The sequence below is a fragment of the Denitratisoma sp. agr-D3 genome (assembly GCF_054658675.1).
On record NZ_BAAGIA010000003.1, the window covers coordinates 148575 to 166730 of the forward strand.

General features: G+C 63.0%; 17 protein-coding genes. 7 read left to right on the plus strand and 10 right to left on the minus strand.

Annotation, left to right across the window (positions count from 1 at the left end):
- Nucleotides 1-3: 3 nt before the first annotated feature.
- Nucleotides 4-2589 (plus strand): DNA mismatch repair protein MutS, encoded by a 2586-nt coding sequence (gene mutS, locus ACYQ2U_RS09255; protein WP_459950075.1) that lies wholly within the window; start codon nt 4-6, stop codon nt 2587-2589.
- 8 nt (nt 2590-2597) lie between these two features.
- The gene (locus tag ACYQ2U_RS09260; protein WP_459950076.1) at nt 2598-3536 is read left to right on the plus strand and encodes a hypothetical protein; all 939 of its coding nucleotides are present in this window, start codon (nt 2598-2600) and stop codon (nt 3534-3536) included.
- A gap of 13 nt (nt 3537-3549) precedes the next feature.
- Here the strand turns inward: ACYQ2U_RS09260 and ACYQ2U_RS09265 are convergent, their stop codons facing one another.
- Together ACYQ2U_RS09265 and ACYQ2U_RS09270 are read right to left on the minus strand one after the other, a co-directional pair.
- Nucleotides 3550-7263 (minus strand): PAS domain S-box protein, encoded by a 3714-nt coding sequence (locus ACYQ2U_RS09265; RefSeq protein WP_459950077.1) that lies wholly within the window; start codon nt 7261-7263, stop codon nt 3550-3552.
- A 181-nt stretch (nt 7264-7444) separates the two neighbouring features.
- A complete protein-coding gene (locus tag ACYQ2U_RS09270) occupies nt 7445-9232 on the minus strand; it encodes a GspE/PulE family protein (protein ID WP_459950078.1) in 1788 nt (595 codons plus the stop codon).
- Between the two features lie 153 nt (nt 9233-9385).
- Between ACYQ2U_RS09270 and ACYQ2U_RS09275 the strand changes: the two genes are divergently transcribed.
- The gene (locus ACYQ2U_RS09275) at nt 9386-9766 is read left to right on the plus strand and encodes a hypothetical protein (RefSeq protein ID WP_459950079.1); all 381 of its coding nucleotides are present in this window, start codon (nt 9386-9388) and stop codon (nt 9764-9766) included.
- A 7-nt stretch (nt 9767-9773) separates the two neighbouring features.
- Here ACYQ2U_RS09275 and ACYQ2U_RS09280 read toward each other — a convergent pair whose 3' ends face one another.
- Both ACYQ2U_RS09280 and htpG read right to left on the minus strand, forming a co-directional pair.
- A complete protein-coding gene (locus ACYQ2U_RS09280) occupies nt 9774-10274 on the minus strand; it encodes a DNA-deoxyinosine glycosylase (RefSeq protein ID WP_459950080.1) in 501 nt (166 codons plus the stop codon).
- 10 nt (nt 10275-10284) lie between these two features.
- Nucleotides 10285-12204, minus strand: coding sequence for a molecular chaperone HtpG (htpG, locus tag ACYQ2U_RS09285; protein ID WP_459950081.1), 1920 nt, complete (start codon nt 12202-12204; stop codon nt 10285-10287).
- A 107-nt stretch (nt 12205-12311) separates the two neighbouring features.
- Between htpG and ACYQ2U_RS09290 the strand changes: the two genes are divergently transcribed.
- Together ACYQ2U_RS09290 and ACYQ2U_RS09295 are read left to right on the plus strand one after the other, a co-directional pair.
- Nucleotides 12312-12551 carry a hypothetical protein gene (locus ACYQ2U_RS09290; RefSeq protein WP_459950082.1) on the plus strand — a complete coding sequence of 80 codons (240 nt, stop codon included), beginning with the start codon at nt 12312-12314 and terminating at the stop codon, nt 12549-12551.
- A 119-nt stretch (nt 12552-12670) separates the two neighbouring features.
- Nucleotides 12671-13108 (plus strand): DUF2846 domain-containing protein, encoded by a 438-nt coding sequence (locus ACYQ2U_RS09295; protein WP_459950083.1) that lies wholly within the window; start codon nt 12671-12673, stop codon nt 13106-13108.
- Nucleotides 13109-13154: 46 nt separating this feature from the next.
- On the opposite strand, the gene greB is transcribed toward ACYQ2U_RS09295, so the two are convergent.
- Nucleotides 13155-13703, minus strand: a complete 549-nt coding sequence (gene greB, locus ACYQ2U_RS09300) for a transcription elongation factor GreB (protein ID WP_459950084.1) — start codon at nt 13701-13703, stop codon at nt 13155-13157.
- A 43-nt stretch (nt 13704-13746) separates the two neighbouring features.
- On the opposite strand from greB, the gene ACYQ2U_RS09305 reads away from it, so the two are divergent.
- Nucleotides 13747-14232 carry a ribonuclease HI family protein gene (locus ACYQ2U_RS09305; RefSeq protein ID WP_459950085.1) on the plus strand — a complete coding sequence of 162 codons (486 nt, stop codon included), beginning with the start codon at nt 13747-13749 and terminating at the stop codon, nt 14230-14232.
- Nucleotides 14233-14285: 53 nt separating this feature from the next.
- On the plus strand, nt 14286-14432 hold the full coding sequence (locus tag ACYQ2U_RS09310) for a hypothetical protein (RefSeq protein WP_459950086.1): 147 nt from the start codon (nt 14286-14288) through the stop codon (nt 14430-14432).
- 3 nt (nt 14433-14435) lie between these two features.
- On the opposite strand, the gene ylqF is transcribed toward ACYQ2U_RS09310, so the two are convergent.
- Genes ylqF through ACYQ2U_RS09335 form a run of 5 tightly spaced genes read right to left on the minus strand, consistent with a single transcriptional unit; the run spans nt 14436 to nt 18156 of the window.
- Nucleotides 14436-15356: a ribosome biogenesis GTPase YlqF gene (gene ylqF / locus ACYQ2U_RS09315; protein ID WP_459950087.1), complete on the minus strand. Its 921-nt coding sequence runs from the start codon at nt 15354-15356 to the stop codon at nt 14436-14438.
- A complete protein-coding gene (locus ACYQ2U_RS09320) occupies nt 15356-15592 on the minus strand; it encodes an RNA-binding S4 domain-containing protein (RefSeq protein WP_459950088.1) in 237 nt (78 codons plus the stop codon). The genes ylqF and ACYQ2U_RS09320 overlap by 1 nt, the downstream gene beginning before the upstream one ends.
- Nucleotides 15579-16427: a class I SAM-dependent methyltransferase gene (locus ACYQ2U_RS09325; protein WP_459950089.1), complete on the minus strand. Its 849-nt coding sequence runs from the start codon at nt 16425-16427 to the stop codon at nt 15579-15581. The genes ACYQ2U_RS09320 and ACYQ2U_RS09325 overlap by 14 nt, the downstream gene beginning before the upstream one ends.
- Nucleotides 16428-16455: 28 nt before the next feature.
- On the minus strand, nt 16456-16710 hold the full coding sequence (locus tag ACYQ2U_RS09330) for a glutaredoxin family protein (RefSeq protein WP_459950090.1): 255 nt from the start codon (nt 16708-16710) through the stop codon (nt 16456-16458).
- A gap of 24 nt (nt 16711-16734) precedes the next feature.
- A complete protein-coding gene (locus tag ACYQ2U_RS09335) occupies nt 16735-18156 on the minus strand; it encodes a DegQ family serine endoprotease (RefSeq protein ID WP_459950091.1) in 1422 nt (473 codons plus the stop codon).

The following is an 18156-nucleotide window of genomic DNA, read 5'->3' on the forward strand; positions in this document are numbered from 1 at the left end:
CCCATGGAAAACACCCCGAAGAACAAAGCGGCTGAAGGCCATACCCCCATGATGCAGCAGTACCTGCGCCTCAAGGCCCAGCATCAGGACATGCTGCTCTTCTACCGGATGGGGGACTTTTACGAGCTGTTCTACGAGGATGCGGAAAAAGCCGCCCGGCTGCTGGACATCACCCTGACCGCCCGGGGCCAGTCCGCCGGTAAGCCCATTCCCATGGCCGGCATTCCCTACCACGCGGTGGAAGGCTATCTGGCCAAGCTGGTCAAGCTGGGCGAATCCGTCGCCATCTGCGAGCAGATCGGCGACCCGGCCACCAGCAAGGGCCCCGTGGAACGGGCGGTGGCGCGCATCGTCACCCCCGGCACCCTGACCGATGCGGCCCTGCTCAACGACAAGACCGACAACCTGCTGCTGGCCCTTTGCGCCGACAAACAACGGATCGGACTGGCCTGGCTCAACCTGGCCAACGGCGACTTCCGCCTGCTGGAAACCCAGGCCCTCGCCCTGCCCGGCCAGTTCGAGCGCCTGCGCCCGGCCGAACTGCTGGTGCCGGATAGCCTGGGCCTGGCGCTGCCGGACCATCGTGCCAGCCTGAAACGCCTGCCGGATTGGCACTTCGACGTGGAATCGGCCCAACGCCAACTCTGCGAACACTTCGCCACCCGCGACCTGGCGGGTTTCGGCCTGGGCAACGACGAGGACGGGCGCCTGGCCCTGGCCGCCGCCGGCGCGTTGTTCCAGTATGCCCGGGCGACCCAGATGCAGAGCCTGGCCCACATCACCGGCTTGGCCCTGGAGCGGGAAAGCGAGTACCTGCGCCTGGACGCCGCCACCCGGCGCAATCTGGAACTCACCGAAACCCTGCGCGGCGAACCCGCCCCCACCCTGCTTTCCCTGCTGGACGACTGCGCCACCAGCATGGGCTCGCGCTGGCTGCGCCACTGTCTGCACCACCCCCTGGCCGACAACCGCCAGGCAGCAGCACGCCACGAGGCGGTGGGGGAACTGCTGGACCGGGCAAGCAATCTGCGCACGGCATTACGCGGCATTGCCGACGTGGAGCGCATTACCGCCCGTATCGCCCTGAAGAGCGCCCGGCCCCGGGACTTGTCCTCCCTGCGGGACTCCCTCGCCAAGCTGGGGGAACTACGGGACACCCTGACGGGCAGCATGTCCCCCCTGCTGCACCAGACCCTGGCCGACCTGGCCACGCCGGAGGACTGCCTGGATCTGCTGCGCCGCGCCGTGATGGAGGAACCGTCCACCGTGTTGCGGGAAGGCGGCGTCATCGCCACCGGTTTCCATGCGGACCTGGACGAACTGCGGGGCATCCAGGCCAATTGCGGCCAGTTCCTGCTGGATCTGGAAGCGCGGGAAAAGGAACGCACCGGCATTCCCACCCTCAAGGTGGAATACAACCGGGTACACGGTTTCTACATCGAGGTCACCCACGCCCACAGCGAAAAAATCCCCGACGACTACCGCCGCCGCCAGACCCTGAAGAATGCCGAGCGCTACATCACGCCGGAGTTGAAAGCTTTCGAGGACAAGGCCCTGTCCGCCAACGACCGTGCCCTGGCCCTGGAAAAGCAGCTGTACGACACGTTGCTGGCGGACCTCGCCCAGTGGATTCCCCCATTGCAGATCATCGCCCGCGCCCTGGCCCAGTTGGACGGCCTCTGTGCCTTTGCCCAAGCCGCGCGACGCCATGACTACTGCCGCCCCGAGTTTCGGAGCGAACACGGCGTCCTGATCGAAGGGGGCCGCCATCCGGTGGTGGAAGCCCAGGTCCAGGCCAACGGCGAAAGCTTCATCGCCAACGACAGTCAATTGCAGAACGGTCGTCGCCTGTTACTGATCACCGGCCCCAACATGGGCGGTAAGTCCACCTACATGCGGCAGACGGCGCTGATCGCCCTGCTCGCCCACTGCGGCGCCTTCGTCCCCGCCCGGCGTTGCGTGCTGGGGCCGCTGGACGCCATCTACACCCGCATTGGCGCCTCGGACGACCTGGCCTCGGGCCGTTCCACCTTCATGGTGGAAATGACCGAAGCCGCCGCCATCCTCAACGGCGCCACGGACAAGTCCCTGGTGCTGATGGACGAAATCGGCCGCGGCACCTCCACCTTCGACGGCCTGGCTTTGGCCTTCGCCATCGCCCGCCACCTGATCGAAAAGAACCGGGCCCTGACCCTGTTCGCCACCCACTACTTTGAGCTGACCCGGCTTTCCCTCGACTACGCCGACTGCGCCAATGTGCACCTCGACGCCGTGGAGCACGGCCAGCGCATCGTCTTCATGCATGCCGTGGAAGAAGGCCCTGCCTCCCAGAGCTACGGTATCCAGGTGGCCGCCCTGGCCGGCATTCCCGCCGCCGTGGTGCGGGAAGCCAAGCGCCGCCTGGTGCAACTGGAAAACGCCCAGGTTTCCACCACCCAGCAGCCCGACCTGTTCGCCCCGCCCCCGCCGGAAACCCAGGTGGAGCCCGAGCCCCATCCGGTGGTGGACGCCCTGGCCGACCTGGACCCGGACAGCCTGACGCCCCGGGAAGCCCTGGAACGGCTCTACGCCCTGAAAAGCCTGTTGTGATGACCCGGATGAAGTCCGCACCCGGTCGCCTGGCGACCTTGTTCGGCCTGGCCCTGCTGACCTGCCTCGCCCATGCCGAGCCAGTGCTACCCGTGCTACGTTTCGGCCTGTTCGGCGACACGCCCTACTCCGCCTACGAACGCCGCCAACTGCCCTTGCTACTGGCGGACATGGCCCAGGCCGGATTGGCCTTCATCGTCCACGACGGCGACATCAAGAGCGGCGGCAGCCGCTGCGACGATGCGGTCTACCGGGACATTCGCGGCGTGTTCGACGACTCGGCCCTGCCCCTGGTATACGTCCCCGGCGACAACGAATGGTCCGACTGCTCGCGCGCGGCCTGCGGCGGTTTCGATCCGCTGGAACGTTTGGATTTTTTGCGTCGCGTCTTTTTTGCCGGGGGCCGCAGCCTGGGCAAAACCACCATCGCCCTTGAACAGCAGCCGGGTACACCGGAAAACCTGCGCTGGCGCGCCGGTCCGGTCCTGTTCGTCAGCCTCAACATGCCCGGCCACGACAACAACGTCAGCCGGACCAAGGAATACGCGGCCCGCAACCGGACCAATCTGGCCTGGCTGCGGGAGAGCTTTGCCCAGGCCAAGGCGGCCGGCCTGCCGGGCTTGCTGCTGGTGACCCAGGCCAATCCCTTCATCGAGGATGACAACGCCGGCGCCACCCATGCCGGGTTCAAGGATTTTCTCGACCTGCTGCGGGCGGAAACCGAGGCCTTCCCCGGCCAGGTGGCCCTGGTCCATGGCGACACCCACAATATGCAGATCAATCGACCGCTGCGGGACAAGGCGACGGGACGGACCGTCGCCAATTTCGTCCGGGTGGAAACCTACGGTGCGCCCTTCATGGGCTGGATTGAGGGCAGCGTGGATGCCACGGATCCTCAGCTATTCCGTTTCCAGGCCCATCCCTGGCCGCCGGCGGACGGACGCTAGCCGGAAACGCCGGTCAGGACTGCGCCGACCAGAAACGCACCACGTTGCGCCCCGCCGCCTTGGCTTGGTACATGGCCGCGTCGGCACGCTTCAGCAATTCGTCGGCGGCAACATCGCGGCCCTTGAACAGCATAACGCCGATGCTGGGCGTGCTCAGATGAGAGCCGGCATTCAAGGCATAGGGTTGATCCAACTCGCCACGGATCTTTTCGGCAACCAGCCCCGCCTGCTCGGCGGCAGCGGTGGGGTCATCGTCCAAATTCCTTAACAGGACCACGAATTCATCCCCTCCAAGGCGGGCCACGGTGTCCTCGCTACGCACGCTATTCAACAGGCGCTGCGCCACCAGTTGCAGCATCTGATCGCCGGCCTCGTGGCCCACGCTGTCGTTGAGTTCCTTGAATCTGTCCAAATCGATGAACAACACCGCGCCACAATGTCCATGGCGCTCGCTGGCGGAAAAAGCCTGGGCAAAACGGTCCATCAACAGGCGTCGGTTGGGCAGCCGGGTCAGCGGATCGAAGAAGGCCAGTTGGTAGATTTCCTCTTCGCTCTTCTTGCGCTCCGAAATGTCCTGGAAAGCCACCACGGCCCCCATGCTGCGGCCATCCTCCATGAGGGGCGTCACGGTCATGGAAACGGGAAAGCCATGACCGTTCTTGTGCCAATACCACTCGTTCTCGCTGTGGCGGGCACGTCCGTCGCGCAGGGTCTGGGCAATCGGGCACTCCTCCAGGGGATAGGGGGAACCATCCTGGCGATGGTGGTGGAAAAGGCCATGGGAGGACTTGCCCACTACTTCCTCGGCCGTCATGCCCAGCATGGCGGTGGCAGTACTGTTGAAGAAGGTGGTGTTACCCCGGGGATCAACCCCGTACACCCCTTCCCCGAGACTTTCCAGCAGGCGCGCATTCGTTTCCGCCAGGTGCTGCACCTCTTCCTGCACGCGATACATGGCGGTGATGTCCCGGATGACCGCGATGTAGCCCAGGGGATAAGGGGAATCCCCCATCAAGGGACTCAGGGTCGCCATGGACACCTGTTCAGCGCCATCCTCCATCAACAAGGAATATTGGAAGGTGCGCGGCTTGCCGTCCGTGAGGATGCCGGCAATGGCTTCGCTGAAACTAGCGGACACGTCGGCGGGAAACACTTCCTCGTAACAACGGCCCATGAACAATTCCGGCGGCAGGAAGGGACTACGTTCATCCCCCGTGTCAAAGGATTCGGTGACGTAGCCGACGGTATCGAACACCAGCACCCGGTCCTGCATGGAGCTCAGCAGCAGCTGCAAGCGATCCTTGTTGGCTTGCAGTTCCAACTCCGCCGACTTTCTGCGGGAGATATCGGCATGGGTGCCCACGATCTGGCGTGCCTTCCCTTCTTCATCCCAGGAAACCACCTTGGCCCGGCATTGCAGCCAGCGCCAAGCGTCCAAACTATCACGGAAGCGGAACTCGAACACCACCGTATCCCGGCAGGCGCTCACCTCTTCCAATTTCTTCACGACCAGAGCCTCGTCGTCAGGATGGACCCGCCAGAGAAAGTCCTCGCGACTCATGCCCACCTCGCTCCCATCCAGCCCCAGGATCTCATGCCAGCGGGCATCGAAACTCATGACGCCGGAAGCCAAGTCCCATGCCCACATGCCTTCATTGATGGCATCCAGGGTCAGGCGATAGCGTCGCTCGCTTTCCGCCAAACGCCGCTCGGTGGCCTTGCGCGCCGTGATGTCGCGACTGGAGGCATAAAGCAAGAGCTCCCCTTGCAGCATCACGCTGCGCGCATTGACCTCGACCTCGATGATCGTGCCGTCCTTGCGCCGATGAGTGGTTTCGAATTGGAAGGGCTTTTCCGATGCCATCAACTCGTCGAAAGCGGCCTGCACCATTTCCTTCGGCTCACGCGCATCCCAGTCGGAGAAATGCAGACCCGACGCTTCATGCTTGTCGTAGCCGAGCATGGCGCAAAAGGCGTCATTGGCTTCCACCAGCCGGCCCTGTCGATTCAGGATGTGGATGCCGTCGGTGGCGGTTTCCATCAGCAGCTGACTACGTTGCAGCAATGCCTGGGTACGCAGTTCGGCCTGCTTGCGCGCCGTGATATCGACACCGAAGGCCACGATGCCGGAGAGCTCGGTGCCATTAAATACTGGGCAATAACTGGATAGGAAGGATAGGCCAGCGCGTTCATCCTCCAGGGTTTGGGCCTGGCCGGTGCGCAGCACTTCATCGGCCACCGCCCGGCGCCGCGCGGCCACGTCGGCGGGGAAAAAGGAAAAGACGTCCTTGCCGATCATGGTTGCCGCGGTCTGCCCCAGACGCTGTGCGGCCGCATCATTGATCGACTGGATGATGCCATGCTTGTCGGCCAGGACGATGCTGTCCGTGGCGCCGTCAAGGATGGCCCGCAACTCCTGGCGGCTACGCTCCAGATTGGCTTCGTAGCGTTTGCGCTCGGTGATGTCCTGCCCCGAGGAAAGGGTGCCGATAACCCGCCCCTGATCGTCCCGCAGCAGGGCGTTATGCCAGACGATGGTTCGTACCTCCCCTCGGCTGTTCAGCACTGGGCCCTCAATCCGTCTGGCCCCCTCAAGCCGTCCTGCCATCAGTTGGGCGAAAATTCCGCGCACTTCCTCTCTGGCGGCGGTCGGGAGGAAGGTATCGAACCAGTTGCCGCCGAGGATGTCGGCCTTTTCCCGGCCCAGCAATTCGCACCCGGCCCGATTGATGTCCTTCACCCGCTCATCCCCATCGATGACGACGATGATGGAACTGGCAATTTCGAAATACTCCTGCTTTTCGTCCCGCTCCCTTTGCAAGCGGGCCAGGAAACGCTCCCGTTCGGCGGTCAAGGCCGTGATCAACAGGCCGGTCAGAACGGCGATGACCATGTAGGCCCACAGCAGCAGCAAGCCGAGGTGGCGATCCGCCTGGGCGAAAGTGCCATGGCCCGTGGCCGTGCCCCAGGCGGCCACGACCGAAATGCCCAGGGAGGCGAAGGAGGCTCCGGCCACGCCGAAGCGCATGGCCGGCCAAACGAACAGGGGCAAGGTGAGGAAAGCCAGGGATAGCGTCTTGCCGTCGTTATGGAAATCCCGCAGGAATACGCCCCAAACGACGATGCAGGTGACCCATAGCCAGACCAGGAATTCCGGCCCCAGACGTCTGACCCGTTGCAGATTGGCCCGGCTGAAAGAGAGCAACAGAGGGGCCCCCAGCAACACACCCACGGTGTCGCCCAACCACCAGGTCCACCACGCGGCCAGGGTATCTGCGCCAGCCAACACCCCCGCCAGATGCAAACTCAACACACCGCCGCTGGCTGACAAGGCCATGCCAGCGGCGGCGGCCAAACAGAACAGGAAGACATCCCGCTGCCGATCAAAGGTGGGATGGAAACCCCAACGCAACAGCCAATGGACCGTCAGCAGCGGGGCCAGGGTATTGCCCACGGCAATGGCGAGCGCCAGCCATGGTGAGGAACCAATGACGAGATTGACGGCAAAGGCGCCGAGATAGATGCCGGGAATAAAGCGGCTGCCCCCCCGCAGCAGGGCGGCCACCGCTACTCCGGTCGGCAGCCAGACCAGGGTGATGTTGACCCCTACATAGGGCAGTCGCAAGCCCAGCCATCCGGTCACGACATAGACCACGGCCAAGGCGGCGACGCCCCAGGCCGGGACGCGCTGCGCATCGTGCAAAACGGAAAAAGGATTCTTGCCCACTGGCGACTACCGTCGAAACCAATCAAACCTGGGCATCTTCGCCATTGCCCTGTGTGCAAAGGGATACGGCGATATTGATGCACCTCCTATCGATATGACCTTAGTACTAATTACCGATATCGAATAGTTAGTGCAAGTATAAAGCTTAAAGTATGACTAAAGCAATATGTTTTATGCGTAATCAATCAAGCGGTGGCGGCGGTGCCACTTTCAAGACTTCCTCGAGGGTGGTGATTCCGGCGGCGATCTTTCTCGCCCCGGAGATCCGCAACGGCTGCATGCCTTCCCGCAGGGACTGCTCCCTCAGGCGGGAAATATCGGTCCGGTCGCCGATCAATCCCTTGACGCCCTCGCTAACCAACATTACTTCATACAGGCCCACCCGCCCCTGGTAGCCGGTACGGCGGCACTCAAGGCAACCCTGGGGATGGTAGAGGGTGGTCGGCGCCGTGGTCTTCCAGGGACGGACCAGGTTGCGCCAGGCCGCCTCGTCCTCGGGCCGGAGGGGCTCGGCCCGCTTGCAATGGGGGCACAGGGTGCGCACCAGGCGCTGGGCCATGACGCCAAGCAGGGTGGACTGGATCAGGTAGGAAGGCACGCCCAGGTCCAGCAGGCGGGTGACCGCGGTGGGGGCGTCATTGGTGTGCAGGGTGGACAGCACCAGGTGGCCGGTCAGGGCGGCCTGGATGGCCATGTCGGCGGTGGCCAGATCGCGGATTTCGCCGACCATGATGATGTCCGGATCCTGCCGCATCAGGGCCCGGACCCCTTCGGCGAAGCCCATGCCGATTTCGGTCTGCACCTGGACCTGGTTGAAGGCGGGCTCGATCATTTCGATCGGGTCCTCCAGGGTGCACAGGTTCACCTCGGGGGTGGCCAATTGCTTGAGGGTGGAATAGAGGGTCGTGGTCTTGCCCGAGCCCGTGGGGCCGGTGACCAGGATGATGCCCCCGGGTTGGCTGGTCATGGCGTTCCAGCGGACGGAATCCTCGCTGGAAAAGCCCAACTCGGCGAAGTCCCGCACCAGCACGTCGGGATCGAAAATCCGCATCACCAGTTTTTCGCCGAAGGCCGTCGGCAGGGTGGATAGCCGCAGTTCCACTTCCTGCCCATCCGGGGTGCGGGTCTTGATGCGGCCATCCTGGGGACGGCGCTTTTCCACCACGTCCATGCGTCCCAGGATCTTGATGCGGCTGGTCATGGCGTTGAGCACGGCCATGGGGATCTGGTACACCTGATGCATCACCCCATCGATGCGGAAGCGCACCACGCCGAAGTCGCGCCGGGGCTCCACGTGGATGTCCGAGGCGCGCTGCTCGAAGGCGTACTGCCAGAGCCAGTCTACGATCAGCACCACGTGTTGGTCGTTGGCATCCAGTTGCTTGTTCTTCTGGCCCAATTCCACCAGCTGCTCGAAATTGGACGCGCCGCCATTGCCGCCCTTGGCCATGGCCCCCTTCACCGACTTGGCCAGGTTGTAGAACTCCACCTGGAAACGGGCAATATCCTCGGGATTGGCCACCACGCGGCGGATTTCCTTGCGCAGGATGGGCTTCAACTCGGCTTCCCAGGCCCGCTCGAAGGGCTCGGCGGTGGCCACGATCACCTCATCGGCCCGCACCGCCACGGGCAGGATGCGAAAGCGCGTGGCGTAGGCGTTGCTCATCACCTCCGTCACCACGGAAAAATTGATCTTGAGGGGGTCGATGTGGAAATAATCCAGGCCCGACCAAGTCGCCAGCCACTGGGTCAAGGCCGCCAGGTCCAACAGCGCCCCGGTCTTCGCCGACTTCCAGCGCTGGCCGGCAATCAGGGTCAGGGGATGGACGTCCCCCATGAAATAGCGCCGCTCCTGCTTGAACCGCTCCCCTTCCTCCCGGTCCAACAGGCCGTCCTGGATCAGGGCATCCACCACCTCCGCCAGGGTCAGGCGGTGTTCTTTGTTTTCTACGGCAAGGGCTTGGTTCATGGCGACTCCCTGGATGACGGGGCCGACTATAGCCGAGGCGCCGAGGCCGCTCAATGGCGGATGGTGGCCGATTCGGGCATTACGTCATGGTGGCGTCCCGATCCATACACTAAGATGGCGGGCCGCGAACGCCCCGGAACACTGGAGACCTTCATGCGCCAACCCCTACACCTGCTGGTCCTGACGGCCAGCCTATACTTCCCCCTCTTCGCCGTCGCCCAGCCCGTTGCCGAGAGCAATCCCATCGACTGCCGGCAAACCGCCAACCCGGAACGCTGCATGGCCGCGCGCAAGGCCCGGGAAGCCTGCCAAGGCAAGATCCCCAGCGAGCGGCGGCAATGCATGCAGCAGTTGCTGCCGCCCCCCAATTGCAACAAGACCAAGGACCCCAAACGCTGTCAGGCCCTGCTCAAGGTCCGTCAGAACTGCCAGGGAAAAGTGGGCAAGGACTATCGCAACTGCCAGCGCCGCTATCTGGCCAAACCCCTGAGAACGCCGCCCAAGGCGGTCCAGCCCAAGCGCAAACCCCGCTGACCCGGGCCTAGGACACGGGCCGCAGCAAGGGCCCCAAGGCCTGCCGCCACTGGGCGAGCTTGGCGTCGAAGGACTGCCCCGCGTTGGCCGGACTGGTGGAAGGCAGGACCACGGTTTCCAACCCGAACCCCGCCAGGATGGGGGCGAACTTGCCCGCCGCCCGGCCGTTGAAGCAAGCCCGACGAATCAGGGGTGCCCGGGCCAGCAAGCTGGCGAAGTCGTTGGCTTCGCCGCGGCGGATGGCCGAGTCCAGGCTACCTTGCCGCTCACAGGCGGAGAACACATCCCACACGGCAATCCCGGCCGCCTTGAGGGCGGTCTGCCGGTCGGCATAGTCCAGGTCGGGCAAAGGCTTTGCCAACAGCGCCGCCAGGATGGACCAGAACTGGTTCTGCTTGTGGGCGTAATAGCGCTGGGCGGCCAGGGAAGCCGCCGAAGGAAAAGAGCCCAGGATCAACACCTGGGCTCTTTCATCGACGATGGGGGCAAGACAGCTCAGCCTTGCCATGGCCCGATGCTCACTTGCCGGACATGGCCAGCATCAGGTCATTGATGCGTTTGACGAAGGTGGCGGGATCGTCCAATTGGCCGCCTTCCGCCAACAAGGCCTGGTCGAACAACACGGCGGCCCAGTCGTCAAACTTGTCCGCTTCGTACTTGAGGCGCAGCACCACCGGATGCTTGGGATTGATTTCCAGGATGGGCTTGCTGATGGGCGCCTGCTGGCCGGCGGCCTTGAGGATGCGGGCCAGGTTGCCGCTCATATCGTGCTCATCGGCCACCAGGCAGGCGGGGCTGTCGGTGAGACGGTGGGTGACGCGCACTTCCTTGACCCGCTCGTCCAGGGCCTTCTTGATCTTGTCGGTGAGGTCCTTGAACTCGCCGGCGGCGGATTCCTGCTCCTTCTTCTCGGCCTCGTCCTCCAGCTTGCCCAGGTCCAGGCCGCCCTTGGCCACGGACACCAGTTGCTTGCCCTCGAACTCGGTCAGATGGCTGACCACCCACTCGTCCACGCGATCGGAGAGCAACAGCACCTCGATGCCCTTCTTGCGGAAGATTTCCAGGTGGGGGCTGTTCTTGGCGGCATTGAAGGTATCGGCGGTGACGTAGTAGATCTTGTCCTGGCCCTCCTTCATGCGGGCGATGTAGTCGGCCAGGGACACGGTTTCATCGCTGCTGTCGGCCTGGGTGGAGGCGAAGCGCAGCAAGCCGGCGATCTTGTCCTTGTTGGCAAAATCCTCACCGACGCCTTCCTTGAGCAGCTTGCCGAATTCCTTCCAGAAGTCGGCGTACTTGTCCTTGTCGGCCTGATCCTCGCTGTTGGCCAGGTCGGCCAGCAGGGCCAGGACCTTGCTGGTGCAGCCCTTGCGGATGGCCTCGATGTCCTTGGACTCTTGCAGGATTTCGCGGGAAACGTTCAGCGGCAGGTCGCTGGAGTCCACCACGCCGCGCACGAAGCGCAGATAGGCGGGCAGCAACTGCTCGGCGTCGTCCATGATGAACACGCGACGCACATAGAGCTTCACGCCGTGGCGAGCGTTGCGGTCCCACAAATCGAAGGGGGCATGCTTGGGGATGTAGAGCAGCTGGGTGTATTCCTGGCGGCCCTCCACGCGGGCATGGCTCCAGGCCAGGGGATCGTCGTAGTCATGGCCGACGTGCTTGTAGAACTCCTTGTACTCGTCTTCCGTGATGTCGCTCTTGGCGCGGGTCCACAGGGCAGAGGCCTTGTTCACGGTCTCGTCCTCGTCGGTCAGGACCTGTTCCTTCTTCTCCTCGTTCCATTCCTCCTTTTTCATCACGATGGGCTGGACGATATGGTCGGAGTACTTGCGCACGATGGAACGGAGCTTCCAGGCGGACAGCAGGTCGTCCTGGTCTTCCCGCAGATGCAGGATGATGTCCGTGCCGCGGGCGGCCTTTTCCACCATCTCGATGCTGAATTCGCCAGCCCCTTCGGACTCCCAGCGCACGCCCTGGCCCGCTTGTTCGCCGGCGCGGCGGGTAATCACCGTGACCCGGTCGGCGACGATGAAGGAAGAGTAGAAACCGACGCCGAATTGACCGATCAGATGGGCATCCTTCTGTTGGTCGCCGGTGAGCTTGCCGAAGAATTCCTTGGTGCCGGACTTGGCGATGGTGCCCAGGTTGGCAATCACCTCGTCCCGGCTCATGCCGATGCCGTTGTCGCTGACGGTGAGGGTACGGGCATCCTTGTCGAAGCTGATGCGAATCTTCAGATCGGGATCGTTCTCAAACAGGGCGCCGTTGTGCAGGGCCTCGAAGCGCAGCTTGTCGCAGGCATCGGAAGCGTTGGAAACCAGTTCCCGCAGGAAGATTTCGCGGTTGGAATAGAGGGAGTGGATCATCAGGTGAAGCAGTTGCTTCACTTCGGTCTGAAAGCCCAGGGTTTCCTTGTTGGCGGTAGCGGTGGTCATGACGATGCTTCCTGAAGATGAAAGGGGTTGAACGATAAGCGCGGTTATGGGGGCACCCGGCGGAATTTCAAGCCCCTAAAATGGGGTTTTGCCATCCCCGCCCCGCCATGCGCCGCTATCCCCTGAGTTTCCTCATTCTGACCGCCCTGGGCCTGCTCACCGCCCTACCCGGCCTGGCCGCCCTGACCGGTGTCGGCGCCCGCCTGCATCCGCTCCTGGCGGATACCGGCACCGGCATTGCCCTCCTGGTTTCCGCCGTCGCCCTGATCGGCTCGGGCCTGTTTCCCCTGGTGATTTCTAGGCTCATGCGGATGGAGCAATCTGAGGCAGCTGAACGCAATAATTGATCTATCTCAGTAGCACCCTATAAATACCAACATTAGCCGCCGACGTCCGAAAACTCGCTTATGCTCCCATCCGGCATTCACAAATGCCAAACAAATAAACAACCAAAGGGAGTAACAAATTGATTAATAAATATTTATTGATTTCCTCCATCTGCCTGACCATTGCCGGCTGCGCATCCGTCCCCATGGGGGACCCTGCAAAAGATGCGGCCTTGAAAAATTTCACACCGCAAGCCGGGGTATCTGGTGTTTATATCTACCGTAATGAGTCACTTGGTGCAGCCGTCAAAATGGATGTCGAAATTGATGGTAAACCCGTCGGCCAAACGGTTGCCAAATCTTACGTGTACAAAGAACTCCCACCAGGGAAACACATGATCGTTTCTAAATCTGAAAACGATGACTCTTTGGAAATCAACACGCTGCCGGGCAAGCTCTACTACATTTGGCAAGAAGTCAAAATGGGCATCCTTTACGCACGGACCAAATTGCATCTAGTCGATGACGAGGAAGGCAAAAAAGGCGTAAACGAAACCAAGCTTATCGCTGGAAACTAACTGACAGGCCGATCAGCGTAAAAATGCTGATCGGCCTTGGACAACATTACTCGTAGCGGATCTCGACGATCTCGATTTCCCGCAGTCCGGCCGGACTCTGGAAGCGCACCAGATCCCCCTCGCGGGCCTTCATCAGGGCCTTGGCCAGGGGCGATATCCAGCTGATGCGACCGACGGAAGCGTTGGCTTCGTCGATACCGACGATCTGGTAGGTGGCCTCCGTGCCGTCACCGTCGCAAATGCAGACGGTGGCGCCAAAGAACACCTGCTCCACGTTTTCCTGCTCGGCGGGATCCACCACCACGGCGTTCTCCAGGCGCTTGGTGAGGAAACGGATGCGCTTGTCCATTTCCCGCAGTTTCTTCTTGCCGTAGATGTAGTCGCCGTTCTCGGAGCGGTCGCCGTTGCCGGCGGCCCAGGACACCACCTTCACCAGTTCGGGACGCTCCACCTTGACCAGACGCTCGAACTCCTCCCGCATCTGGCGGTGGCCGTTGCGCGTCATGTAGTTGCGGGTGCCCGCCGGCAGGGCCGGGGCGCCGATCTCCAGATCGTCTTCTTCCTGGTCGGTTTCTTTGGTAAAAGCCTTGTTCATATGAAAATCAAACGATTCGAAATCCGCAACGAAATCCACCAACATGGGCGGCGATGATAATCAAGCCGGCGCCGGTCTGCCCAGTCCCTGGTGGCAATTGTGGGTGGACGGCACCGCGTTACCCAACCCCGGGCGGATGAGCATCGGCCTGGTGCTCGCCCCGCCCCAGGGGGCCGATCGGGAACTGGCCCAGGCCCTGAACCGCAACGGCTGCAACAACGAAGCGGAACTGCGGGCCCTGATTGCCGGCCTGGAACTGGCCCGGGAAGCCGGCGCCCAGTACCTGCACATACGCAGCGACAGCGATTTCGTGGTGAGCCACGTCCGGGACGCGACCCGCAGCACGGTGCCGCGCCTGACCCCCCTGCTGACCCAGGCCCGGCAGGCCCTGGCCGTCTTTGCTGCCGTCGAGCTAGATTGGATTCCCCGTCACCGCAACCCCCGGGCCGACGCTCTGGCCCGAAGCATTTTCGGTCTGGCCCCCAAAACCGCCAAGGTCGGTAAAGAATCCCATCGCCGCCGCCGTTAACCAGTTATCAAGGAACGGGCACCGGACCCGTCCACCCGACAGAGGAGTCCATCATGCAATCCCCATCGCCCACCCCCAACGAGGAAACCCCATTGCCGTCCCCCATGGCGGCCTGGACCTCGGGCTTCAATTACGCCTTCGGTTTCCAGATCAAGTTGATGCTGAGTTTTCTCGGCCTGGACAGCGACAAGAACAAGTAAGTCCTACTCGGCGGCGGTCGGCGCCTTTGCCTGGGCCCGGGCCAAGGCGGCTTCCTTTGCCGCCGCCAGCATGGCCTCGCGGCTGGATGGCGTCTCCAGGCTGATACGGCCGAGGATGCCCCCCCGGTAGTCCGTGAGCAGGATGATGGAGGCCTTTTCCATGTCCAGTTCGCCGGCATGCTTGCCCTTGAGGAAACAGCCCCGCTTGCGGGCCACCGCCTCCACCACGGCAATGCCGTCCATGCCCTCGGTGGCGAAGCCGTAGCGGGCCGCCAGCAGTTGGGGATAACGGCCCAGCAGGATGTCCGCCAGGAAAATCGCCACCTCGTCCTCGATCACCGCGTTCACCCCCACGGCATGGCTGGCGGCCAGCATGTAGCCGTCGCTGTCGTGCTCGATCTTGGGCCAGAGCATGCCGGGCGTGTCGGTGATCTGCTTGCCAGGGGAAATATCCAGGCTTTGCTGGGTCTTGGTCACCGCCGGCTCGTCACCGACGGCGGCCACCTTGCGCTTGAGTAGGGCGTTCATGATCGTGGACTTGCCCACGTTGGGAATGCCCATGATCATCATGCGCAAGGGCTTCAGGTTGTCATTGCGGTGGGGCGCCAGGGTCTGGCATTGGGCGATGATCTTGTTCGCCTCGCCGGGCTTCTTGCTGGCGATGGCGATGGCCTTCATGCCCGGCTGGCGGTTGTAATACTCCAGCCAGGCCTGGGTCACGGCCGGGTCGGCCAGGTCGGCCTTGTTCAGCACCTTGAGACAGGGCCGCTGGCGGTGCAGGCGCAACTCCTTGATCATGGGATTGCTGCTTGCCTCGGGCAGGCGGGCATCCACCACCTCGATCACCACGTCGATGCGGGCCATGGTTTCGGCGGCCTTTTTGCGCGCCGAGGTCATGTGTCCGGGGAACCACTGGATTGCCATTATTCGCTTTCGTTGTCCGGTGCAGCCGTCACGCGGATGCGGGTATCGAAACACTCGACCACTTGGCCGGCACGGATTTTCGCCGTTTTACGGCTTTCCGGCTCGCCGTCCACCCTCACTTCGCCGCAGGCCACCAAGTGCTTGCCCTGGCCGCCGCTACCGGCGAGGCCCACCAGCTTGAGCAGGTTGTTCACCTCGATGTATTCCCCCACCAAGGGAAATTCAATGTCTTCCATCGCGGCTCTCCGGCACGAAGAAACGCTCGGCCAGATCCTCCAGGCCGAAGGTGTGCAACAAGGTTTGCAGCCGCTCGGCAGCCTTGCGTCCGGGGAGCTTTTTGTCGCTGGCGATGATCAGTTCGTTTTTCATGGAATGCTCCCAGCCCACCAGCTCGGTGACGTTGAGCTGGTAGCCATGGGCTTCCAGTTGCAGGCAGCGCAACACGTTGGTCAGGTGGCTGCCGAACTCCCGGGTATGGATCGGGTGACGCCAGACTTCGGCCAAGGGCTCGACCAGGGCCTGGCCCTTGTGCTTGCGCAGCACGGCGGCCACCTCGGCCTGGCAACAGGGCACCAGGACGATGTGCCGCGCCCCCTTGGCCAGGGCGAAGCGGATGGCGTCGTCGGTGGCGGTGTCGCAGGCGTGCAGGGCGGTGACCACGTCCACCTTGGGCGGCAAGCGGTCCGAGACGATGGAATCGGCCACCGACAAATTGAGGAAGGTCATGCCCGTGAAGCCCAGACGGGACGCCAGGGCCTGGGAACGGGAGACCAGTTCGTCCCGGGTCTCGATGCCGTAGAGGCGGAAATCCAGCCCCTTTTGCTGTTTGAAGAACAGGTCGTAGAGGATGAAGCCCAGATAGGACTTGCCCGCGCCGTGGTCGGCCAGGGTGATGCCGCCGCCCTGTTGCTGCACGTCGGCCAGCAGTGGCTCGATGAACTGGAACAGGTGATAGACCTGCTTCAGCTTGCGCCGGCTGTCCTGGTTGAGCTTGCCGTCCCGGGTCAGGATATGCAGCTCCTTGAGCAGTTCCACCGACTGCTCGGGGCGGATGTCGTACTTTTCGGTCATGAAGTCTCCCCGCCGGACGGGGAAGGCATTAGCGGACAGGGGCGGCGAGGTAATCCCGCACCGCCGTGGCATCCAGATGGTAATGGCAGAGTTCCCGCCCCTCGGCGACGAGGACGGGCACCAGTTCGTCGTAGCGGGCTTCGAGTTCCGCGTCGCTGTCCACGTCCACCACGGTCACGTCAAAAACAAACTCGCCGCGCAGGGATTCCAGCGCAGCGAGCATGTCTTCGCAAAGGTGGCAGTAGCTGCGGCCGTAGAGGATCAGTTGCTTGTTTTCGCTCACGGCCGCATTTTACGTCCCCGCGGCCTATTTATCTCCCTGGCCCTTGAGGGTAATGAAGGTCTGGTTGTCGCCGCGACGGACCAGCAGGGTAACGCTGGCGGACTTGTCCAGCTTGGCCACCAGGGCACTGAACTGATCCACCGACTTGATCTCGGTCTGGATGCCCCGATCGATCAGGGCCAGGATCACGTCGCCGGGCCGCAGATCCACGCGGCCATTGCGCACCTCCTCCACCAGCACACCGTTGCTGCCCAACTGCTTGCGCTGTTCGGGCGTCAGGTCGGACAACAGCAATCCCAGGCGATTCACCGTGGGCTCGGCCTTCTTGGCGGACGACCGGGCCTTGCCAGCCCCCCTGTCGTCTTCGCTCAGTTCAGCCACGGTCACGGCCAGGTCGCGCAGGCCGCCCTTGCGCCAGACTTGAAGGGCAGAGCGGCTGCCAGGCTTGGTCATGGCCACGATGCGCGGCAGGTCGCTGGACTGAGCGATGGGCTTCCCGTCGAACTTGAGGATGATGTCGCCCTCCTCCACGCCGGCCTTGTCGGCGGGTCCGCCCTTTTCCACCTTGGCCACCAGGGCGCCCTGGGCCTTGGCCAGGCCGAAGCTGTCGGCCAGTTCCTTGCTCACTTCCTGAATCACCACGCCGATCCGGCCCCGGCTGACCTTGCCGCTGGCCTGGAGCTGGGCTCGCACTTCCATGGCGATGTCGATGGGAATGGCAAAGGAGAGCCCCATGTAGCCGCCGGAACGGGAATAGATCTGGGAATTGATGCCGACCACTTCCCCCTTCATGTTGAACAGGGGGCCGCCGGAATTGCCCGGATTCACCGCAGCATCGGTCTGGATGAAGGGGACGTAATTCTCCTGGGGCAGGGAACGGCCCTTGGCGCTGACGATGCCGGCGGTGACGGTGTTTTCCAGGCCGAAGGGCGAACCGATGGCGAGCACCCATTCCCCCACCCGCAGCTTGGACGGGTCACCCAGCTTGACCGTGGGCAGGCCGTTGGCCTCAATCTTGATCAGGGCCACGTCGGTACGCCGGTCGGCGCCCAGCACCCGGGCCTTGAATTCCCGCTTGTCGGTGAGGCGGACCACCACCTCGTCGGCATCGGCCACCACGTGGGCATTGGTCAGGATGTAGCCGTCGGCGCTGACGATGAAACCGGAACCGAGCCCCTTGTTTTCGTATTCCCGGGGCATGTTGGGCAACGCACGCTGACCGAAACGCTTGAAGAACTCGTACATGGGATCGTCTTCGTCGAAGGGCAACTGCACGTTGCCCCGTCCGGCTTTGACGATCTGGGTGGTGCTGATGTTGACCACCGCGGCGCCCTGTTTTTCCACCAAGTCGGCAAAGTCGGGCAGATCCTTGCCCTGGGCAGACACGGTGGCCGTCTGAAGCGTCATCAACAGGGAAAAAACCAACACAAAGAGTCGCTGGATCAT